Here is a 15,840-nt window from a genome sequence, read left to right on the forward strand (position 1 = left end):
GCGGCGGCTCCCCGGACCAGGAGACCACGAATGACCGCCAAGACCATGCATCAGTCGGAGGCCGCCCTCCGAGCCACGCTCACCACTCTTGCCGACCGCTGGGAGCAGATGGCCGGCCAGGCCCCGGATCCTGATGAGGGCCTGTTCGTCGACGAGGTCACGCCCGCCGAGTCCGCACGAGTCGAGCGCGCCGCGACTTACCGCACCGCGGCCTCCGACCTGCGGGACGTCCTGCGCACCGGCCGCATCCCGCACCCACTGATGACCGACGCCGAGCTTGAGCAGCACGGCACGCCCGAGGAGACCACCTCATGAGGGCCTTCTATCGCGGCTACTCCGCCGCCACGGGCCGCCGTGCCAAGCAGGTCCGCAATGTGCACGTGATGCGCGAGGACGGCAAGTTCGCCGGCAGGCAGGGCCTGTGCGGGGCTGTCGGATGGGGCGTCACCCAGTCTCCGCCCGTCCTCCTCGACCCGATGCCGTCCGAGCCGCCGGCCGGCTTGATCTGGTGCCGGGCCTGCATCGGCCACGCCTCCCAACTCGTCGGCCAGCTCGACTCGTTCGCCCGCATCATCGCCGCCGCCGCACCCGAACACTGCGGGCGCTGCCGCCAGCCCCGGCCGCTCTTCGACTTCTCGTGGGTGCCCGACGGCTGGATGGAGTTCAAAACGATCCGGCTCTGCGCCCGCTGCCACAGCCTCTCCGCCCTCGAAGACGAAGACGGCCAACTCGACTCGGGCCCCCTGCTCGACCGGATCGGAGCCACCTCATGAGCAACATCGCCCCCACGTTCGAGGCCGGCCGCATCGAGGCCGCCGCCCCGTCCACGTCCCGCCGGATCGTCGACGACTACGAGGCCTGGGTCGACGAGGTCACCCCCGCGTTCGTGGCCGCCGCCGACACCGGCCAGCCGTTCACGATCTGCGAGATCGCCACCACCAAGCATCTGCCCGACCCGCCGCACCCGAAGAGCCAGTGGGGGAGCCTGCCGGCCCGCCTGCAGGACGCCGGACTCATCCGCCACCACGGCTACGGGCCGTCCGCGCGCTGCCGCAAGAGCCTCGTCTACGTGTGGATCGGCGTCCCCATCCGGCTGCGTGAACTCGTTGCCGCCCGACGGCGGGAGGAGCGGGCCGCACGACGGGCCGCCCGGGCGGACGAGCGGAGGGCGGCGTGATGTGCGACATCGCCCTCTACTGCGGCCTGCTCGGTCTCCTCCTCGGCGTCGTCGCCGTCATCGCGTCCATCGCCGACCGCAGGCACAGGAGGCGGACGTGATCGACGACATCGCCGCCGTCCTGGACATCGAGCCCGGTGCGGTGATCGCCGCCACCTGCTCCGTCGCCTGCATCGCCGGAGTCTTCGCAGTCCTGGCCGGCCAGCTGGCCTTCGGACGGATCAGCCGCCGATGGCAGGCGCGGCGCGGCATCCGCCAGCTCGAATCCTTCGCCAACCACCCCGCCAACCGCAGCCGGAAGGAGAAGCCGTGACCACCGCCGCCGACCACACCCCGTCCCGAGGCTGCTACCAGCGCGGCTGCCCGCTGCCCGAGTGTGCACAGGAGAACTACCGGTACATGTGCCGGCTTCGTCTCAGCTACCACCGCGGGGAGCGCCGTCGCACCGACGCCACCCAAACCGCCCACCACATCGAACGCCTCATCGAGGCCGACTGGACGCAAGCCCAGATCGCCCGCGCCGCCGGAATCGCCCACCACATCGTCGGAGACATCCGCCGCGGACAACCCATCGTCGCCACCACCACCGCCCGAAGCATCCTGGCCGTCCCGATCGGGCCACCGCCCGCCGACACCCGCGACGTCGACGCCACCGGCACCACACGCCGACTCCGCGCCCTCGTCGCCATCGGCTGGCCCATCGCCCAACTCTCCACACGGCTCGGCATCTGGCCGACCGCACTCGGCAACATCGCCCGCGGCGAACTCGAACACGTCCGCGCCACCACCGCCGACACCGTCGCCCTCCACTACCAGCACCTCATCCAGCACCCCGGGCCCAGCAACAGGGCCCGCATCCTCGCCCGCAACAAAGGCTGGCGCGACCCGCAGTGGTGGGAGGACTACGGCCGCATCGACGACCCCGACTTCGACCCCGAAGCCGCCGACGAGTTCGGCTTCCGGGAGCGCGCCAAGCTCCGCCGCGAAGAGATCATCCACCTCGCCTGGCACGGCGACACCCCCGACCAAATCCACGCCCGACTCGACGACGAAGTGTCCATCTCCACCGTCCGCCAGATCGTCCAGGAATGGCGCAGCGGGCAGAAGCACGACCGCAAGCAGGTGGCCGCATGAGTGACTGGAGGAACGCGGCCCGCTGCCGCGAAGTCGACCCCGAACTGTTCTTCCCCGTAGGCGAATCCGCCCACGCCGCCATACAGGCGGAAGAAACCAAAGCCGTCTGCCGCACCTGCCCCGTCGTTGACAGCTGCCTCCAGTTCGCCCTCAACGAAGGCATCCCCTCCGGCATCTTCGGCGGGCTCGACGAGCGGGAGCGTGCCAGCCTCCACCGGTCCGTGAGGCGAGGCCGTACCGCACCCGAGGACGTCACGACCAAGGCCGCGGAGGCGCGCGAGACGCGGCAGGAACGCACCCTCCAGGCCATCTTCAACGACAACACCACACGCCTGTGGGGCGGACACCTCGCATGGACCGGCGGCGACCAGATCTACTTCGGCGGCCACAAATACACGCCGCGGCAAGTCGCCTTCAAAGTCGACCGAGGCCGGCGCCCGGAAGGGCCCGTGCTGTCCGACTGCGGCAACAAGGAATGCGTCCTTCCCGCTCACCTGACGGACCAGCCAGAACGCGGCTACTGCGGCACCCGCAACGGCTACCGACTGCACCGCAGCAACGGCGAAGAAGCGTGCGCGCCGTGCAGCAAAGCGAACACCGACGCCGACAACCGACTCCGCCGCACCGGCACCACCAAAAAGCTCGCCGCCTAGCCCGGACATGACGACGGCCCCGCCAGCACGGCGGGGCCAGGAAGGAGACGGACGTGACGTCAGGTCGAGTCGAGCGCGCGGCGCTTGGCGATTTCGAGGGACTCGCGGAGTACGCGGGCGTTGGTCTTGTCGCTCGGCCTGTCTCCCTCCTCCAGCTCTTCCAGGTAAGCGCGGAGTTCGTGCAGCGTCGCGTAGTCCTCGTAGCTGACGATCACGGCTGCTTCCTCGCCGCGATTGATGAGCACCGTGGGCTCGCCACCGAAGCGCGCACGGGCGATGACCTTGCCGAGGACGTTGCGTGCCTCGGCGATCTGGTTCCGGTGGACGGTCGGTCGCTCGCTCATGAGCAGATCGTAACTGATAGCCGCAATGGTCATCTTAGTCTCCTTAGCTGTGACGCCTTTCTTAGCTATGATAGCTACAAGGGAGAGGGGTTGAACACACCTCCCTAAGCGCTCTGGTTCCGTGCGCCCAAAACCCCTCAAGCTCTCTCGAAAGAAGACCAATGGCCGTCTCCAAGCGCCTCCGTTACGAGATCCTCCGCAGGGACTCACACACCTGCCGCTACTGCGGTACGTCCGCCCCGGACGTACCGCTGCGCGTCGATCACGTCACCCCCGTCGCGCTCGGCGGCACCGATGAACCGAGCAACCTCGCCACCTCGTGCGAGCCGTGCAACAGCGGCAAGAGCAGCAGCACCGTCGATGCCGCCACGGTCGCCGATGTCAGCGACGACGCCCTCCGGTGGGCCGCCGCCATGCAGCAGGCGGCCGACGAGAAGCGCCAGGAGGTGGCTCCGAAGCTCGCGTACAGGGAGCACTTCAAGAAGTCCTGGCAGGGCTGGACCCGCGAGGTCGGCTGGAAGACGCAGAAGGTCGAACTACCCGACAGCTGGAAAGGCAGCCTCGACACCTTCTACGAAGCCGGCCTGCCGCAAGAGGTATGGCCCGACATCGTCGAGAAGGCCATGACCAACCCGACGGTCAGGGTCGACAACACCTTCCGCTACGCCTGCGGCATCGCCTGGCGCATGGTCCGCGAGCTTCAGGAGCGAGCGAAGACCATCACGGGAGTCGCATCGAAGACGGCGACACCTGCGGACTCCCTTACTCAGGCGGCCATCGACATCTGGGAGAACGAGCAAGCCGAGGACGTCACGTCGGAGATGCGCAAGGAGGTCCTCGCCAGCCTCGCTGAAGTGTGCGGCACGGAGGATCCCCACCGAGTTCTCTTCGGTGCCCAGCTAGCCGCTTGGTGCGGAGAGACCGACGTGGCCGGCGCACTGCGGGCCAATGATCACAGCGAGATCTACCACCAGTGGTGGTGCTCCTGGCTCTCGACAGTCGGCGACTACCCGCCCGACGAGGCAGGGACGCGCATGCGAAAGCAGATCGACACCTTGCTCGCGGACTCCGTATCAACCGTGCGCATCGCTCGAGCCGCCGTATACGCGGGCGCTCGAAAATCAGTCAGTCTCCACTTCGGGCTGGACGCCAATGAGCAAGAACTCATTGGCGTCACGGGCTACTTCTGGACAGCCCTCGAAGCGTGGTGCGAGGCCTTCCATGCCGTCGACGGCCGCTGGCCCGACAAGTCCGAACGCTCTGCATTCATCGACAGCATCGGTCGGATCGCGGCCGACGGCGACATCTACATCGCCGACATCCAGACGGCCGCCTCTGCGGCAGGCGCTTACCAGGACCCCGACATCAGCACCTGCCTGCCGCGCCATGGGTCGGTTTTCGAGATCCTCTCGCAGCCCGTGGGTGGTGTCGCTTGATGGGCCGCATCGAGAACCCGGGGGAGAACTGATGCCTTGGTTCAAGGTCGACGACACGGCGCACGCGCACCCGAAGATGCGCCGCGCCGGCAAGTCCGCCATCGGCCTGTGGGTGATGTGCGGCTCCTACGCCGCCGCGTACCTCACCGACGGGATCGTCCCCGCGGAGACGGCAGCCGAGGGCACGCCAACGCAGATCGCCAAGCTCGTCAAGGCTGGCTTGTGGCATGAGCAGGGGCACGGGTGCCCGCGGTGCCCTCAGCCGATGCCCGGCGACTACGTGATGCACGACTACCTCCGCTACAACCCGACCCGCGCGCGGGTCGTTGCTGAACGCGACCGCGAGGCGGAAAAGAAGCGGGCCCAGCGCGCCGGCGGGAAGCCGGACGGAACGCCTCCGCCGCGAAACGCGAACCAAAACGGCTCGGATTTCGGTGGAAAAACTGAAGAAAAACTCGAGTTTTTGGACGGTTTTTCTTCGCCAGTTTCAGGTAAAGCCCCAGTTCAGGACGCCGCGTCCCCTGGGGACTCCAGCCCGCCTCGCGCACGCGCGTCCCGGCCCGCCCCGACCCAAGCAGTAGCTACTGACGTAGCTACTGCTGCTAGCTGGGCCGACCGCAAGAACGGATTCCCCGACGCACTCAAGCCCCTCGCTAAGGCGCTCGCGGCAGCAGGGCTCGGAGCGGTTGCCTGGGACATCAAGAAGTTCACCGACTGGCAGCGAATCCGCACACAGCTCGAGCGACTTGGGGCCGACCTCATGGTCCGCTCCGCCGTAAACGCAGCCCAGCTCCGCGGCGAGCCGGACAGCGTCACCGCCTGGATCGGCCGCTGGGAAACGCTCGAGCCCGAACCGGAACAGCAGCCCGGCCGCCCCCACCTCCGCGCCGTTGCTGGCGGCTGGACCGGCCCCAACCGCCCCCATCCCGCCACCGGTGCCGGCGCCCCCGTGCCCACTGCCGATGAGTACAAGAACGCGAGGCCCTTCTGATGACCCCTGCCGAAGAGCGGCGCGCTCGACACGATGCCGCCCAGTCCGCGGCCCGCAACGAGATTCGCGCGCAGACCCTCGACCGCTACCTCGCCCGCCGCCCGAAGTCCTTCACCGAGGACCACCCCGTTCGGCCCGAGATCGAGAAGTGGATCAGCGACTTCCTGTCCGGCTCTCACGCCTCACTGCTGCTGCTGGGCGAGCCCGGCACCGGCAAGACCTGGCACCTGTGGAAGCTCGGTGAACTGCTGATCCGCCGCGGCTGGTTCGGCCGCTACTACCTGGTCTCCGACTTCGAGTTCAAGGCCGCCGCGGACCGGCCGGTCAACCACGAGCGGCTGCAGACGTGGCGCGAGGCGCCGCTGATCGCCCTCGACGACCTGGGTGCCACCCAGCTGTACCCGTGGACGGTCGACGCGATCGCCCAACTGATCGACGCCCGCTGGCAGAACCAACTGCCCACGTTGATCTCCACCAACCTGCCCACCCTCGAGCCGCTCGGCCCGCGGACCCAGTCCCGCTTCGCCGACGGCGGATCCGCCTTCGCCACTTTCACCGGAACCGACTTCAGGAAGGCCTCATGACCCACGACCACGAGCCCCCGGCCGACGATTTCAAGGACATTCCGCCGATCGACCTGGACGCCGAGCGGGCAGTCCTCGGAGCAATGATCATTTCCAGCCGGGTGATTGAGGAAGTCGTCGAAATCCTCGAGCCCGCGCACTTCTACCGCCACAACCACGAAACGATCTACCGAGCCCTCGTTGACCTCCACAACGAAGGCGCCCCCCACGACCAGATCGCCCTCAACAACCGCCTCGAGCGGGACGGAGACCTGGCCCGCTGCGGCGGCCACGGCTACCCGTTCACCCTCGTGCAGGCCCTGCCGTCCGTCGCGGACGCCGAGTACTACGCCAGCGTCGTCCGCGAGAAGGCCGTCCTGCGGAAGATCCTCACCGCGGGCAGCGGCATGACGCAGGAAGCCCGAAGCGGCGAGTACAGCCCCGACGAGATCATCCAGAACGCCTACGACACCCTCGAGGGTCTCGCCGGCCTGACCGACGCCGGAGACGAAGATCTGTCCATCGGCGTCGACATCATGAACACCGTCGCCGAGGTCGTCGACATCCGCGAGAACGGCCCCAAGCTCGGACTCCTGACCGGATTCATCGACTTCGACGCCCTCACCGGCGGCCTGCAGCCCGGCCAGTTCATCCTCATCGCCGCCCGCCCAGCCATGGGCAAGTCGGTGCTCGCCGGGGACTTCGCCCGCTACACCGCGATCCGCAACGACATCCCGACCGCGTTCTTCTCGCTCGAGATGGGCCGCAAGGAGCTCGAGAAGCGCTTCCTGTCCGCGCAGGCCACCTACCCGCTGCACTGGATGAAGGCCAAGGGGCCCATCGACGACGGCAAGGTCATGAAGCTCGTCGAGGCCGGCAAGGACATGCAGTCGTCGCCACTGTTCATCGTCGCCGACACCGGCATCACCCTCGCCAAGATCCGCTCGCACTGCCGCCGCGTGCAGCGCCAGCACGGCCTCGGCCTGGTCGTCATCGACTACCTGCAGTTGATGCACGGCGAATCGACCGGCCGCAACGACAACCGGCAGCAGGAAGTCTCCCGGATCAGCCGCGGCCTGAAGACGCTCGCCATGGACCTGCAAGCCCCAGTCATCGCCCTGTCCCAGCTGAACCGCGGCCCCGAGCAGCGGCAGGACAAGAAGCCGATGGTGTCCGACCTCCGCGAGTCGGGATCCCTCGAGCAGGACGCCGACATCGTCATCCTGCTGCACCGCGAGGACGCCTACGAGAAGGACTCCCCTCGCGCCGGCGAGGCGGACCTGATCGTCGCCAAGCACCGCAACGGGCCCACCGCCACGATCACCGTCGCCTTCCAGGGGCACTATGCCCGATTCGTCGACATGGCCCAGGCCTGATCAACCCAACCGATCGGAGAACTCCCATGCCCTACCTCGACACCTGCGACCGCTGCCTCACCGCCGACAGCCCTGCCATAACCCCCGTCAAGGTCGCCCCGACCGGCCCCGGCTCCGTCCTCGCCACCTACCGCTGCCCCACCTGCGGCGACACGTGGACCTGCGGATGGGCAGCACAACCTGACGACGAGGCCGCCTGATGCCCCGCCGGTGGCTGCGGCATCCGCCGGCGACGGTCCGCCGCCCACTCACCTGCCCGTCGGGTGAGCCGCGTTTCGGCACGGCGTCGGCGGCGGGCATTGAGTCGGCCAGGCTCGGTTCGCGGTGGAGGACGCCGTTCACGACTGCCGGATGCGATGTCTGCGGCGGCTGGCATCTGCGGCCACCGCCGGGTGCACGTTGACCGCCGCCCGCAGGGGACCGGTCGGGCGGGAAACCCCCGTGCGGGCCGCCTGCTTCGCCTCAGGCGGCCTGGGGGCGCCTGAAGGTCCCCGCGGAGCTTCGAACCCGTCCCAGCGCCTCTCAGGGCCCGTACAGCGCCTCCCGAATCCGTTCACCGCAACTCACCCACAGGAGAACCGATGTTGAGCACCGATCAGTGGGCCACGATCCGTGGCCTCGTCGACTGGCTGGACCAGAACAACGGCCGCAGCGACCACGAACTCGCCATGCGCACCCTCAAGGTCACCGAGGAGGCTGGTGAAGTTGCCGCCGCGTACATCGGCGTGCACGGCCAGAACCCGCGCAAGGGGCGTTCGCACGGCTGGGTCGACGTGCAGGAAGAACTCTGCGACGTGATCGTCACCGCCGCCGTGGCGCTCGCCTCGATCAGCGCCGAGCCGCAGGGCGTCCTCGACGCCAAGCTCACGAAGATCGCTGCCCGTTCGGCGGTGGCCCGCTGATGACCCGCCACATCCGTGCCCGCGACGTCGACGCCGTCCTCGCGTACAGCGGCTACGAGCAGTCCGAGTTCGTCGACGGCGACTGGGAGCCCGGCTACCGCATCGCCCAGGACGGGCGACGGCAGGTGAACGTCTTCCATGACGGGCCCGGCGAGGCCGACGCCCTGGAGCGGTACCGGCTCCAGCTGCAGGCCGACGGATTCCATGTCGTCGCCGATCAGATGCCTGGCGGCGGACGACGCCGACTCCACGTCACCAAACCCTGACCGCACCCCGCCACCACCCCCGCCGTGTAGTCCCATCCCGCACCCACACCAACCCGCAGAAAGAGGCACAAATGACCACCGACCCCCGAGCCCTCCAGCTCGCCCAGCACCGCCAGCACATCACCCACGAGAACACCAACGGATCTGTCCAGTTGTGGGACGGCCTCACCAAAGGCGCCCAGCAGATCAAGGTCCAGGAAGCCGAGGCCTATCTGCGCGCCGCCGTCGAAGCCGGACTCATGCCGCCCGCAGACCGGCCCACCGACAAGCACAGCGCGATCTGGCTGGACGAGGAGGGCTTCGTCTACGGCGAGTACCAGACCAGCCCGTCATCCCACGGCGACGCAATCCTCCGCCTCGTCTGGGAGTCCGAGGTCTGCTCCTCCAAGCGCGACCTCGAAGACCAGGGCGCCGAGTTCCGCCTCATCGGCTGGAGCACCTGAGCCCGCCGTGTGAGCCCCACCCACCCCCACAACAGATCAACACCAAGCGCGCGCGACCAAGGAGCAGCACATGACGTACATCGCCCCGGCATTCATGACCCACGCCGCACCCGAAGCCATCGAAGCCGCCATCCGCGAAGCCGAGGTCACCCGCGACCGCTACGCCAAGAAAGCCAGCGTCCTGCGTGGACTCCTCGCCACCCGCCACGACCAGATCGCCGCCGGAACCTGGCCGGGCACCCCGACCGAGAGCCAGCCCGCAGCCGAACCCCAAGCCGCCGCTCGCCAGCCCTGCACCGAGTGCGGCCTCGCCTACCAGGTCAAGCGCGACGGCACCCTGCGCCTCCACAACGGCGTGACGCTGTCCGGCTTCTCCACCGGCAAGCCCTGCCCCGGCGCCAACAAGCCGCCCGCACCCGGCGCCAACAAGCCGCCCGCACCCGCCGCCTGAGCCGCCCGCGCGACCGCATCCGGATACCAACCACCAGGAGACACCGCCGTGATCAACCTGCCCCCTCGCCCACCGAATGGCCTGACCGTCCTCGACACGTTCTGCTGCGCCGGCGGCATGGGCATGGGCTACTACCTGGCCGGCTTCGACGTCGTCGGCGTGGACATCAACCCGCAGCCGAACTATCCGTTCCCGTTCATCCAGGGCGACGCAATCGAATACATCCGCGCCCACGGCCACGAGTACGACTTGATCCACGGGTCGCCGCCCTGCCAGGACTTCTCGAACCTGAACGCCTACAACAAGAAGTCCTATCCGCGACTGATCGCCCCGACCCGGGAGGCGATGGTCGCGACCGGCCGGCCCTACGTCATCGAGAACGTCGAGGAGGCGGCCCGGGAGTTGATCGACCCGGTGACGTTGTGCGGCCCGATGTTCGACCTGATCGTCTACCGGCACCGGGTGTTCGAGACGAACTGGGACCTGGCGGTGCCGGCGCATCCGAAGCACGTGGCGCGCTGCATGCGCAACGGTTATCTGCCCACACCGGAGAAGCCGTTCATGTCGATCCACGGCGGCAAGCACTCGAAGAAGTGGCAGCGGGCGGCGTGTGACGCCATGGGCATGCCGTGGATCAAGGTCCCGGAGGACGCGCGGATGGAGCGGATCCAGCTCGGCATCCGCGAAGTCTGCGAAGCCATCCCTCCGAAATTCGCGCAGTGGATCGGCGAGCGCGCCGCCGCACATATCCGCGGCCGGATGCCCGCCGCCGCATGACCACCCGCAGGCCGGCCGCCGCTGTTGGACCCAGCGGCGGCCGTGCCCCCAGTACACCAGGAGACGCAATGACTGATCCCACCATCCCGTTCACCGACCAGCACCTCAACGAGTACGCGGTCCTCGCCGAGACCGCAGCCCACATCGGCGACAAGATCAACCCGCGCGTCGTCACCGAGCTCGTCGACCAGATCCGCCGCCTCCAAGGCCAGCGCCGCTACCTGATCGACCAGATCGCCAAGAAGGACGCCGCGTCCGGGGCGGCCGACCGGAAGGCGCAGGAGTTCCTCGCCGGCGGATCCGCCGAGCAGCCGTCTCCGACACCGCTCACCGACGCCCGCCACCCGGCCGACTGCCACGAGCCAGCCCTGTGGAACGACACGGCCGGCAACCTCCTCACCATCCACCCGGACACCGCCGACGACGAGGACCGGCCCACGGTCACGCTGCAGATCCAGGACCTCACCAGTGAGGCCTTCGTCCACGTGGCGCAGACCGGGGTGCCGCAGCTGGCTGCGGACCTGTGCGCGGCGGCCGGGTTCCGGGAGCTGTCCGAGGTGCTCCTCAACCCGTGACCACCCGCACGCAGACCGGCCGCTCCTGTTGAAGCCAGGAGCGGCCGGCACCCCGAACCCTACGCAGCCCACATCCCCGCACCCGACTGGAGAACCCCATGACCGACCCGACGCCCGACTCCACCAACCCGATCGCAGGACGCGTCGAAGTCCGCGACCCGTGCCCCTGGTGCCCCGGCCGGCCGATGATCGCGCGCACCCTCATGGATGACCATGTGGCCCGGCTGCATCCGGACGTGCAGACGGTGGACGCCGCGCCTGCTGCCGTGTCTGTCGCCGTACCGCCCGCCAACCGGCCCCCGGCTCCGGCCCGCGTGTACCGCGTGTCAGAGATCCGCGACAACGAGCTTCGGCGTATCCACGGCTACCACGCCAGCCTGAACGGGGCGTTCACCTACTGCGAGACCGAGGAACGCAAGAAGCCGCTCGTCGACAGCGCCCGCTTCGAGTTGTTCGCGGCGCCGGGCGGAAGGCGGTGGCTGATCCACAGTTTCTACGGGCCGGAGGACCGGTTCCCGGAAACAAGCGATCTGCTGATCACCGAGGTTCGCGTGATCCCCGACGAGGCCGATGCCGTACCGCCCACGGTGGAACGCCGCGACCGGTACGCGCAGGCGCTGGCCGACGCCCTCAAGCCACGCTATGGCGGCCCGCAGCACAACACCCCCGGAGGCCTGCCGCTGACCGCCACGGCGGAGGAAGCTCGTCTTCACCGCGCGCAGCCGCTCACCGCCGCGGTGCTGGCTGTCGCGGACGCCGAGCAGGCAGACGTGCGGGCCGCCGCACTCCGGGAGGGCGCCGACTGGTTCGAGGCCGACGGGCGCCGCGTGCAGCAGATGTTCGGACATCAGGCCGCCGCCGCACTGCGCCGCCTGGCCGCCGTGTCTGCCGTCGTCCCGGGTGCGGCCGCCGAGACGCAGGCCGGGCGCGGCGACGCATTCGAGCAGTGGCTGAAGAACTTCCGCGACAGTTGCGGCGGCGAGACGGACGAGTGGCACGCCTTCGATGCCGCTCTCGACCGCTACCGGCTCCACGCCGACACCGGGACCCCGCTCGGTGAGCACGTCTGCGAGGGACGGGCGGTCGGGGACTGCGGATGTCTGGAGAAGCCCGCCGCCGTGTTGCCGCAGCCCGAAACACAGGCCGGGCACGAGCCGCGCCAGTCGTGCGCCTGCGGCCAGGACGGGTGCGAGTACTGCGACGTCGACGAGGTGACGCTGCTCTGCCCTCGCTGCGGTGACGACATCAGCGACTACCACGAGGACGACCTCGTGTACCGGACTGGCGACAAGCGCCCGTACTGCTCCGGCGAGTGCGTGGTTGCCACCCACCGGGCCGCACTCAAAGAGCAGCCCGCCGTCGTGTCGCAGCCCGACGAGGAGGCCCACGGGCCGCGCACCGTCTGCACCTGCGGCCACACCCGAGGCGAACACGTCGCCGTCAGTGGACGCCTCCTCTGCGACGCATGCGACCCCGACAGCACCGACAACCTCGTCTGCAAGGAGTTCGAAGCCCTGTGAACAGCGACGCCGACAACCCGATGCGTACCGCCCTCGACGCGGTCGCCCGCCAGCTGCACGACGACGACCCGGCCGAGTTTCACGGCACCGAGGCGGACCACTGCCGGTTCTGCCCCGAGCCCGTCGAGGAGACGACGGTGGGCCCGCGCTGCGGCAACAACCCCAACGTCCGGTTGACGGACGGGGATCGGCAGGCGGTCGACGAGTTCAAGGCGTACCTGGCGCGACGTGCCGCTGGCGGCCCGCCGGAGCGCGACCTGTTCGGAGACTCGTCGTGACGGTGATCGAGTTCTTCGATGCGGTCGACGCGATGCTCGACGCCGCCATCAAGTGGATCATGCTTGGCTCCGCGATCGCCTCACTCCTGCTGTTGGCTGCGGTGGCGGTTGTCACGTGGGCTGCGAAACGCGTCAGGAGGGGCGCCAGGAGGGCGTGTGGCGCCTCAGGCGGGCCGAATGAGGGCCTGGACGATCGAGAGGCTCCTGAGGCCGCAGAGGGCCGCACAGAGACTCCGGGCTACCGGGAGGCCGCATGAACCCCGCCGACGCAGCCCGCCAACGCCACGCCGCCATCCACCACGTCTCCGGTCGCTTCATCGACTGCTGCGAAGAAGGCGAGACCGACTGCCCCTGCATCTGCCACGACACCCCACCCGACCCCGACCCTGGGAGCGAAACCACATGACCGACAAGCCTCGTGACCGCCACATCCGAACCAACCCGGACGCCTGGGTCAACCAGACCACCCTGCCCGACGACCACCGCCCCTACCGCCGCGCTTCCGAACCCGGCGGCCAGGAGATGCACACCCACACCCTCGACGCCCAACAGACCTGGCGGCAGATCGGATGGCACGGCCAGACCGGAGCCTTCTACGCCCTCGACGAGAAGCCGTCCGCCCACGAACCCGGCAGCTGGGAGCCGCTGTGGATCCTCGTCGACAACGAGCCGCCCATCCTCCCCGACACCGACGACACCGAGGAGGCGCAGCGGTGAGCGCGGCCGACGAACTACGCGACCCCGACGACAGCGACCACACCCCCACCCGATTCGACTGCCGCCAACACGAAATGCGCGACCTCCGCGACCAAGGCCCCGGCCCCCACGCCCTCTGGACCGCCGTCACCGTGCCCACCGGGAGGTACCTGTGACCACGGCCGCCGACCGCCACGCCCTCGCGCTCGCCCGCCTCATCAACACCGGGAGCAGCACATGATTCAGCCCGGCCAGACCTACCGCCACTGCAACCCCCGCGAATCCATCCGTATCCGCATCACCGCCTACCGTCCCGGCGACGCCCGCGCCCACGTCGTCGACGCCGTCACCGGGAAACGCTTCCGACAGATCCTCGTCACCCACCTCTATGACAGTGACCGCACCAAGACTGGCGCCCGACGCCGCTCCGGATACGCCCTGGAGCAGCCGTGACCGTCTCCAGCAGCCCGCGCGGCGAGAAGGCGGGCAGGCCCGGCGTCACCTGGGAGCAGCAACTCGCCCGCACCGAGCAGCACATAGCCGACAACGCGCCCGACCCCGCACCGCCCAACCGGGCCACCCGACGGGCACTCGCACGCAAGACCCGGAGGAACCGATGACCGACCAGCCCGAGCCGTGCACCGGTGAGGAAGGTTTCTGCGCGGCGCACGGCTTCCACCGGCACCCCCTCAAGCAGCCCAGCGAGGCCTCGCCGTCCCAGCGCCCCGACCTCCGCGACCAGATCGCCGCCGCCCTCTACGAACGCGAACGCCCGCTCCGCGACCCCCACTGGTCCGACGCCTACGCCATGGACCGCGAAGTGTTCGAAGCCATGGCCACCGCGATCCTGCCCGTCGTGCAGCGGGAGACCGCGCAGCTACGGCGGGAACGGGACATGGCGTTGAACGCCGCCGGCGCCGCCTACCCGCGCCTCCTCGCCCAGCTCGCCGCCGACCGGGCGAAGATGCTCCGCTGCGCCCGAACAGCTACCCGGGAGGAAGTGCGGCTCGCCCAGGAAGGCATCGCCGCCGGAATTCACACCGCTGCCGCGTGGGCCGTGCAGCTGTTCGAAGGCGATCCCGCGCGGCAGACATACCTCCAGAGGGACGAACAGGCCGGCGCCCGCGGGCCCAGCGTGGACGAATGCCGGGACAACGACCGGGCTCACTGGGACAGCAAGCGTGCAGGGGAGGCGCCGTGACCAGCAGCGAAGACATCCTCGCCCAGATCGACAACGCTGTTGAAGACTGGACGGTCAGCGTCGACGCCGTGCGCAGCAGGCCCGGATACGAGCCGCGCCCGCCCAAGCTGTCGATCAGGCGCGGCGACGGCGAATGGCAGGAACTCGAAGGCGTCGCCAGCGTCGGCTTCGGACCCGAGGAACGGGTCGTCGTCATCACCGTCGATGCGACCGAGGCCGTCAACCAGATCCGCCGCTTCCGCGAGCGCCTCCAAGCCTGGGGCGAAGCAGCCCAGCCGCAACTGGAAGAGATCGGGCGGGCCCTCGACGCGCTCGGCAAGCAGGCACGGGAAGCGGCCGACGGCTGCGTCGACTGCCCGCCACCGCGGCGCCGCGACCGGCCCGCCTGGCAGAGCCCCTATGGGCCCGCGCGACCGAGACGGTGACAGCACGACGACGCCCCCGGCCGGAACCCCGGCGCGGGGGCGCACTGCTGTCCGGGGTCAGGCCGTCAGCAGGTCGTCGTCGCTGAACGGCATCGTGAAGTTGTCGTCGGGGTGGGTGCCGACGTGGTCGGGGCCGCTGCCGACGCCGCTCATGTTGTGGGTGCCTCGCTTGTTGAGGCGGCGGTTGCAGGTGTAGCCGTCTCGGCTCATCATCCCGCACTGGCTCTCAGGGGCGAGCGGGTTGCGGAACGGGGCCTGCGGGCGGGCAAAGGTGACGCCGGCGTCCTGGAGAGCCTGCACGTACTCGCCGACCGCCTCACCGGCGAGCTCGCTGGACCGCTGCTGCTCGACTTCGGTGAGGACCGCGGTACCAGGGCCGGAGCACTGCTCGTCGCGGGCGTTGCGGATGGTGGCGCAGGTGGACGCGTAGCGGTCGATCTGGACGGTGGCTCCGCAGTCGGTGCAGGTGCCCTCGAAGATAAGGGCGCAGCCGGAGTGCTCACGGGGGAGGCGCTTCCAGGTGAGGGTGTGGCCGTTGGCGCCGGCGACCTCGTTCATGCGCTCCTTGCCGAGGGTCCACCACTGCTTCGCCATGACCGTCTCCTTCGGGTTCCGCGTCCTTCGATACCTCC

Annotated in this window: 27 protein-coding genes and 1 pseudogene; 26 read left to right on the plus strand and 2 right to left on the minus strand. The window is 69.3% G+C overall.

Translation table 11 applies throughout. The features are described from left to right. The first annotated feature begins 30 nt into the window (after window positions 1-30). From ACH4YP_RS31480 to ACH4YP_RS31505, 6 genes and pseudogenes are all read left to right on the plus strand, one after another. Window positions 31-315: a hypothetical protein gene (locus ACH4YP_RS31480; protein WP_398494028.1), complete on the plus strand. Its 285-nt coding sequence runs from the start codon at window positions 31-33 to the stop codon at window positions 313-315. After that, on the plus strand, window positions 312-773 hold the full coding sequence (locus ACH4YP_RS31485) for a hypothetical protein (protein ID WP_398494029.1): 462 nt from the start codon (window positions 312-314) through the stop codon (window positions 771-773). Before ACH4YP_RS31480 ends, ACH4YP_RS31485 begins: the two co-directional genes overlap by 4 nt. Further along, a complete protein-coding gene (locus ACH4YP_RS31490) occupies window positions 770-1,177 on the plus strand; it encodes a hypothetical protein (protein WP_398494031.1) in 408 nt (135 codons plus the stop codon). Before ACH4YP_RS31485 ends, ACH4YP_RS31490 begins: the two co-directional genes overlap by 4 nt. 97 nt (window positions 1,178-1,274) lie before the next feature. Continuing rightward, on the plus strand, window positions 1,275-1,490 hold the full coding sequence (locus tag ACH4YP_RS31495; protein ID WP_398494032.1) for a hypothetical protein: 216 nt from the start codon (window positions 1,275-1,277) through the stop codon (window positions 1,488-1,490). Continuing rightward, on the plus strand, window positions 1,487-2,311 hold the full coding sequence (locus ACH4YP_RS31500; protein WP_398494034.1) for a hypothetical protein: 825 nt from the start codon (window positions 1,487-1,489) through the stop codon (window positions 2,309-2,311). Before ACH4YP_RS31495 ends, ACH4YP_RS31500 begins: the two co-directional genes overlap by 4 nt. Further along, window positions 2,308-2,547: pseudogene (locus ACH4YP_RS31505) on the plus strand (WhiB family transcriptional regulator); the annotation flags it as partial. The gene ACH4YP_RS31500 and the pseudogene ACH4YP_RS31505, both read left to right, overlap by 4 nt. A gap of 476 nt (window positions 2,548-3,023) precedes the next feature. Here the strand turns inward: ACH4YP_RS31505 and ACH4YP_RS31510 are convergent. Then, a complete protein-coding gene (locus ACH4YP_RS31510) occupies window positions 3,024-3,341 on the minus strand; it encodes a type II toxin-antitoxin system Phd/YefM family antitoxin (RefSeq protein ID WP_398494036.1) in 318 nt (105 codons plus the stop codon). Between the two features lie 128 nt (window positions 3,342-3,469). Between ACH4YP_RS31510 and ACH4YP_RS31515 the strand changes: the two genes are divergently transcribed. The 20 genes from ACH4YP_RS31515 to ACH4YP_RS31610 all read left to right on the plus strand — a co-directional run bounded on the left by ACH4YP_RS31515 (window position 3,470) and on the right by ACH4YP_RS31610 (window position 15,208). After that, window positions 3,470-4,744 carry an HNH endonuclease gene (locus ACH4YP_RS31515; protein WP_398494038.1) on the plus strand — a complete coding sequence of 425 codons (1,275 nt, stop codon included), beginning with the start codon at window positions 3,470-3,472 and terminating at the stop codon, window positions 4,742-4,744. Between the two features lie 31 nt (window positions 4,745-4,775). Next, window positions 4,776-5,735 (plus strand): mucin-2, encoded by a 960-nt coding sequence (locus tag ACH4YP_RS31520; protein WP_398494040.1) that lies wholly within the window; start codon window positions 4,776-4,778, stop codon window positions 5,733-5,735. After that, window positions 5,735-6,319: an ATP-binding protein gene (locus tag ACH4YP_RS31525; RefSeq protein ID WP_398494042.1), complete on the plus strand. Its 585-nt coding sequence runs from the start codon at window positions 5,735-5,737 to the stop codon at window positions 6,317-6,319. Before ACH4YP_RS31520 ends, ACH4YP_RS31525 begins: the two co-directional genes overlap by 1 nt. Next, window positions 6,316-7,674, plus strand: coding sequence for a replicative DNA helicase (dnaB, locus tag ACH4YP_RS31530; protein ID WP_398494044.1), 1,359 nt, complete (start codon window positions 6,316-6,318; stop codon window positions 7,672-7,674). Before ACH4YP_RS31525 ends, dnaB begins: the two co-directional genes overlap by 4 nt. A 26-nt stretch (window positions 7,675-7,700) precedes the next feature. After that, entirely contained in the window at window positions 7,701-7,874 is a 174-nt protein-coding gene (locus ACH4YP_RS31535; protein WP_398494045.1) for a hypothetical protein, read from the plus strand. 381 nt (window positions 7,875-8,255) lie between these two features. Then, a complete protein-coding gene (locus tag ACH4YP_RS31540) occupies window positions 8,256-8,576 on the plus strand; it encodes a MazG-like family protein (protein ID WP_398494047.1) in 321 nt (106 codons plus the stop codon). Continuing rightward, window positions 8,576-8,842: a hypothetical protein gene (locus ACH4YP_RS31545; RefSeq protein WP_398494049.1), complete on the plus strand. Its 267-nt coding sequence runs from the start codon at window positions 8,576-8,578 to the stop codon at window positions 8,840-8,842. Before ACH4YP_RS31540 ends, ACH4YP_RS31545 begins: the two co-directional genes overlap by 1 nt. A gap of 71 nt (window positions 8,843-8,913) precedes the next feature. Then, window positions 8,914-9,285 (plus strand): hypothetical protein, encoded by a 372-nt coding sequence (locus tag ACH4YP_RS31550; protein ID WP_398494051.1) that lies wholly within the window; start codon window positions 8,914-8,916, stop codon window positions 9,283-9,285. 70 nt (window positions 9,286-9,355) lie between these two features. Beyond that, window positions 9,356-9,736 carry a hypothetical protein gene (locus ACH4YP_RS31555; protein WP_398494053.1) on the plus strand — a complete coding sequence of 127 codons (381 nt, stop codon included), beginning with the start codon at window positions 9,356-9,358 and terminating at the stop codon, window positions 9,734-9,736. Between the two features lie 48 nt (window positions 9,737-9,784). Beyond that, the gene (locus ACH4YP_RS31560) at window positions 9,785-10,513 is read left to right on the plus strand and encodes an SAM-dependent methyltransferase (protein ID WP_398494055.1); all 729 of its coding nucleotides are present in this window, start codon (window positions 9,785-9,787) and stop codon (window positions 10,511-10,513) included. 68 nt (window positions 10,514-10,581) lie between these two features. After that, the gene (locus ACH4YP_RS31565) at window positions 10,582-11,088 is read left to right on the plus strand and encodes a hypothetical protein (protein ID WP_398494057.1); all 507 of its coding nucleotides are present in this window, start codon (window positions 10,582-10,584) and stop codon (window positions 11,086-11,088) included. A gap of 98 nt (window positions 11,089-11,186) precedes the next feature. Beyond that, window positions 11,187-12,608, plus strand: a complete 1,422-nt coding sequence (locus ACH4YP_RS31570) for a hypothetical protein (protein ID WP_398494059.1) — start codon at window positions 11,187-11,189, stop codon at window positions 12,606-12,608. After that, window positions 12,605-12,886: a hypothetical protein gene (locus ACH4YP_RS31575; RefSeq protein ID WP_398494061.1), complete on the plus strand. Its 282-nt coding sequence runs from the start codon at window positions 12,605-12,607 to the stop codon at window positions 12,884-12,886. Before ACH4YP_RS31570 ends, ACH4YP_RS31575 begins: the two co-directional genes overlap by 4 nt. Next, entirely contained in the window at window positions 12,883-13,143 is a 261-nt protein-coding gene (locus ACH4YP_RS31580; protein ID WP_398494063.1) for a hypothetical protein, read from the plus strand. The genes ACH4YP_RS31575 and ACH4YP_RS31580 overlap by 4 nt, the downstream gene beginning before the upstream one ends. A 145-nt stretch (window positions 13,144-13,288) precedes the next feature. Continuing rightward, window positions 13,289-13,603 (plus strand): hypothetical protein, encoded by a 315-nt coding sequence (locus ACH4YP_RS31585; RefSeq protein ID WP_398494065.1) that lies wholly within the window; start codon window positions 13,289-13,291, stop codon window positions 13,601-13,603. After that, a complete protein-coding gene (locus tag ACH4YP_RS31590) occupies window positions 13,600-13,758 on the plus strand; it encodes a hypothetical protein (RefSeq protein ID WP_398494067.1) in 159 nt (52 codons plus the stop codon). The genes ACH4YP_RS31585 and ACH4YP_RS31590 overlap by 4 nt, the downstream gene beginning before the upstream one ends. Window positions 13,759-13,819: 61 nt before the next feature. Continuing rightward, window positions 13,820-14,035 carry a hypothetical protein gene (locus ACH4YP_RS31595; RefSeq protein ID WP_398494069.1) on the plus strand — a complete coding sequence of 72 codons (216 nt, stop codon included), beginning with the start codon at window positions 13,820-13,822 and terminating at the stop codon, window positions 14,033-14,035. Then, entirely contained in the window at window positions 14,032-14,202 is a 171-nt protein-coding gene (locus tag ACH4YP_RS31600; protein WP_398494070.1) for a hypothetical protein, read from the plus strand. Before ACH4YP_RS31595 ends, ACH4YP_RS31600 begins: the two co-directional genes overlap by 4 nt. Next, window positions 14,199-14,783 carry a hypothetical protein gene (locus tag ACH4YP_RS31605; RefSeq protein WP_398494072.1) on the plus strand — a complete coding sequence of 195 codons (585 nt, stop codon included), beginning with the start codon at window positions 14,199-14,201 and terminating at the stop codon, window positions 14,781-14,783. The genes ACH4YP_RS31600 and ACH4YP_RS31605 overlap by 4 nt, the downstream gene beginning before the upstream one ends. Further along, a complete protein-coding gene (locus ACH4YP_RS31610) occupies window positions 14,780-15,208 on the plus strand; it encodes a hypothetical protein (protein WP_398494074.1) in 429 nt (142 codons plus the stop codon). The genes ACH4YP_RS31605 and ACH4YP_RS31610 overlap by 4 nt, the downstream gene beginning before the upstream one ends. A 57-nt stretch (window positions 15,209-15,265) precedes the next feature. On the opposite strand, the gene ACH4YP_RS31615 is transcribed toward ACH4YP_RS31610, so the two are convergent. After that, window positions 15,266-15,802: a hypothetical protein gene (locus ACH4YP_RS31615; protein ID WP_398494076.1), complete on the minus strand. Its 537-nt coding sequence runs from the start codon at window positions 15,800-15,802 to the stop codon at window positions 15,266-15,268. Between the last annotated feature and the right edge of the window lie 38 nt (window positions 15,803-15,840).

It is taken from the genome of Streptomyces sp. NPDC020747, from assembly GCF_044334695.1.
GTDB lineage: Bacteria > Actinomycetota > Actinomycetes > Streptomycetales > Streptomycetaceae > Streptomyces.

Excerpts from the sequence above, each read along its gene's own strand:
- ACH4YP_RS31480 (WP_398494028.1), top strand. The coding sequence starts at position 31 with ATGACCGCCAAGACCATGCATCAGTCGGAGGCCGCCCTCCGAGCCACG.
- ACH4YP_RS31485 (WP_398494029.1), top strand. The coding sequence starts at position 312 with ATGAGGGCCTTCTATCGCGGCTACTCCGCCGCCACGGGCCGCCGTGCC.
- ACH4YP_RS31490 (WP_398494031.1), top strand. The coding sequence starts at position 770 with ATGAGCAACATCGCCCCCACGTTCGAGGCCGGCCGCATCGAGGCCGCC.
- ACH4YP_RS31510 (WP_398494036.1), bottom strand. The coding sequence starts at position 3,341 with ATGACCATTGCGGCTATCAGTTACGATCTGCTCATGAGCGAGCGACCG.
- ACH4YP_RS31515 (WP_398494038.1), top strand. The coding sequence starts at position 3,470 with ATGGCCGTCTCCAAGCGCCTCCGTTACGAGATCCTCCGCAGGGACTCA.
- ACH4YP_RS31520 (WP_398494040.1), top strand. The coding sequence starts at position 4,776 with ATGCCTTGGTTCAAGGTCGACGACACGGCGCACGCGCACCCGAAGATG.
- ACH4YP_RS31525 (WP_398494042.1), top strand. The coding sequence starts at position 5,735 with ATGACCCCTGCCGAAGAGCGGCGCGCTCGACACGATGCCGCCCAGTCC.
- dnaB (WP_398494044.1), top strand. The coding sequence starts at position 6,316 with ATGACCCACGACCACGAGCCCCCGGCCGACGATTTCAAGGACATTCCG.
- ACH4YP_RS31535 (WP_398494045.1), top strand. The coding sequence starts at position 7,701 with ATGCCCTACCTCGACACCTGCGACCGCTGCCTCACCGCCGACAGCCCT.
- ACH4YP_RS31540 (WP_398494047.1), top strand. The coding sequence starts at position 8,256 with ATGTTGAGCACCGATCAGTGGGCCACGATCCGTGGCCTCGTCGACTGG.
- ACH4YP_RS31545 (WP_398494049.1), top strand. The coding sequence starts at position 8,576 with ATGACCCGCCACATCCGTGCCCGCGACGTCGACGCCGTCCTCGCGTAC.
- ACH4YP_RS31550 (WP_398494051.1), top strand. The coding sequence starts at position 8,914 with ATGACCACCGACCCCCGAGCCCTCCAGCTCGCCCAGCACCGCCAGCAC.
- ACH4YP_RS31555 (WP_398494053.1), top strand. The coding sequence starts at position 9,356 with ATGACGTACATCGCCCCGGCATTCATGACCCACGCCGCACCCGAAGCC.
- ACH4YP_RS31565 (WP_398494057.1), top strand. The coding sequence starts at position 10,582 with ATGACTGATCCCACCATCCCGTTCACCGACCAGCACCTCAACGAGTAC.
- ACH4YP_RS31570 (WP_398494059.1), top strand. The coding sequence starts at position 11,187 with ATGACCGACCCGACGCCCGACTCCACCAACCCGATCGCAGGACGCGTC.
- ACH4YP_RS31585 (WP_398494065.1), top strand. The coding sequence starts at position 13,289 with ATGACCGACAAGCCTCGTGACCGCCACATCCGAACCAACCCGGACGCC.
- ACH4YP_RS31595 (WP_398494069.1), top strand. The coding sequence starts at position 13,820 with ATGATTCAGCCCGGCCAGACCTACCGCCACTGCAACCCCCGCGAATCC.
- ACH4YP_RS31605 (WP_398494072.1), top strand. The coding sequence starts at position 14,199 with ATGACCGACCAGCCCGAGCCGTGCACCGGTGAGGAAGGTTTCTGCGCG.
- ACH4YP_RS31615 (WP_398494076.1), bottom strand. The coding sequence starts at position 15,802 with ATGGCGAAGCAGTGGTGGACCCTCGGCAAGGAGCGCATGAACGAGGTC.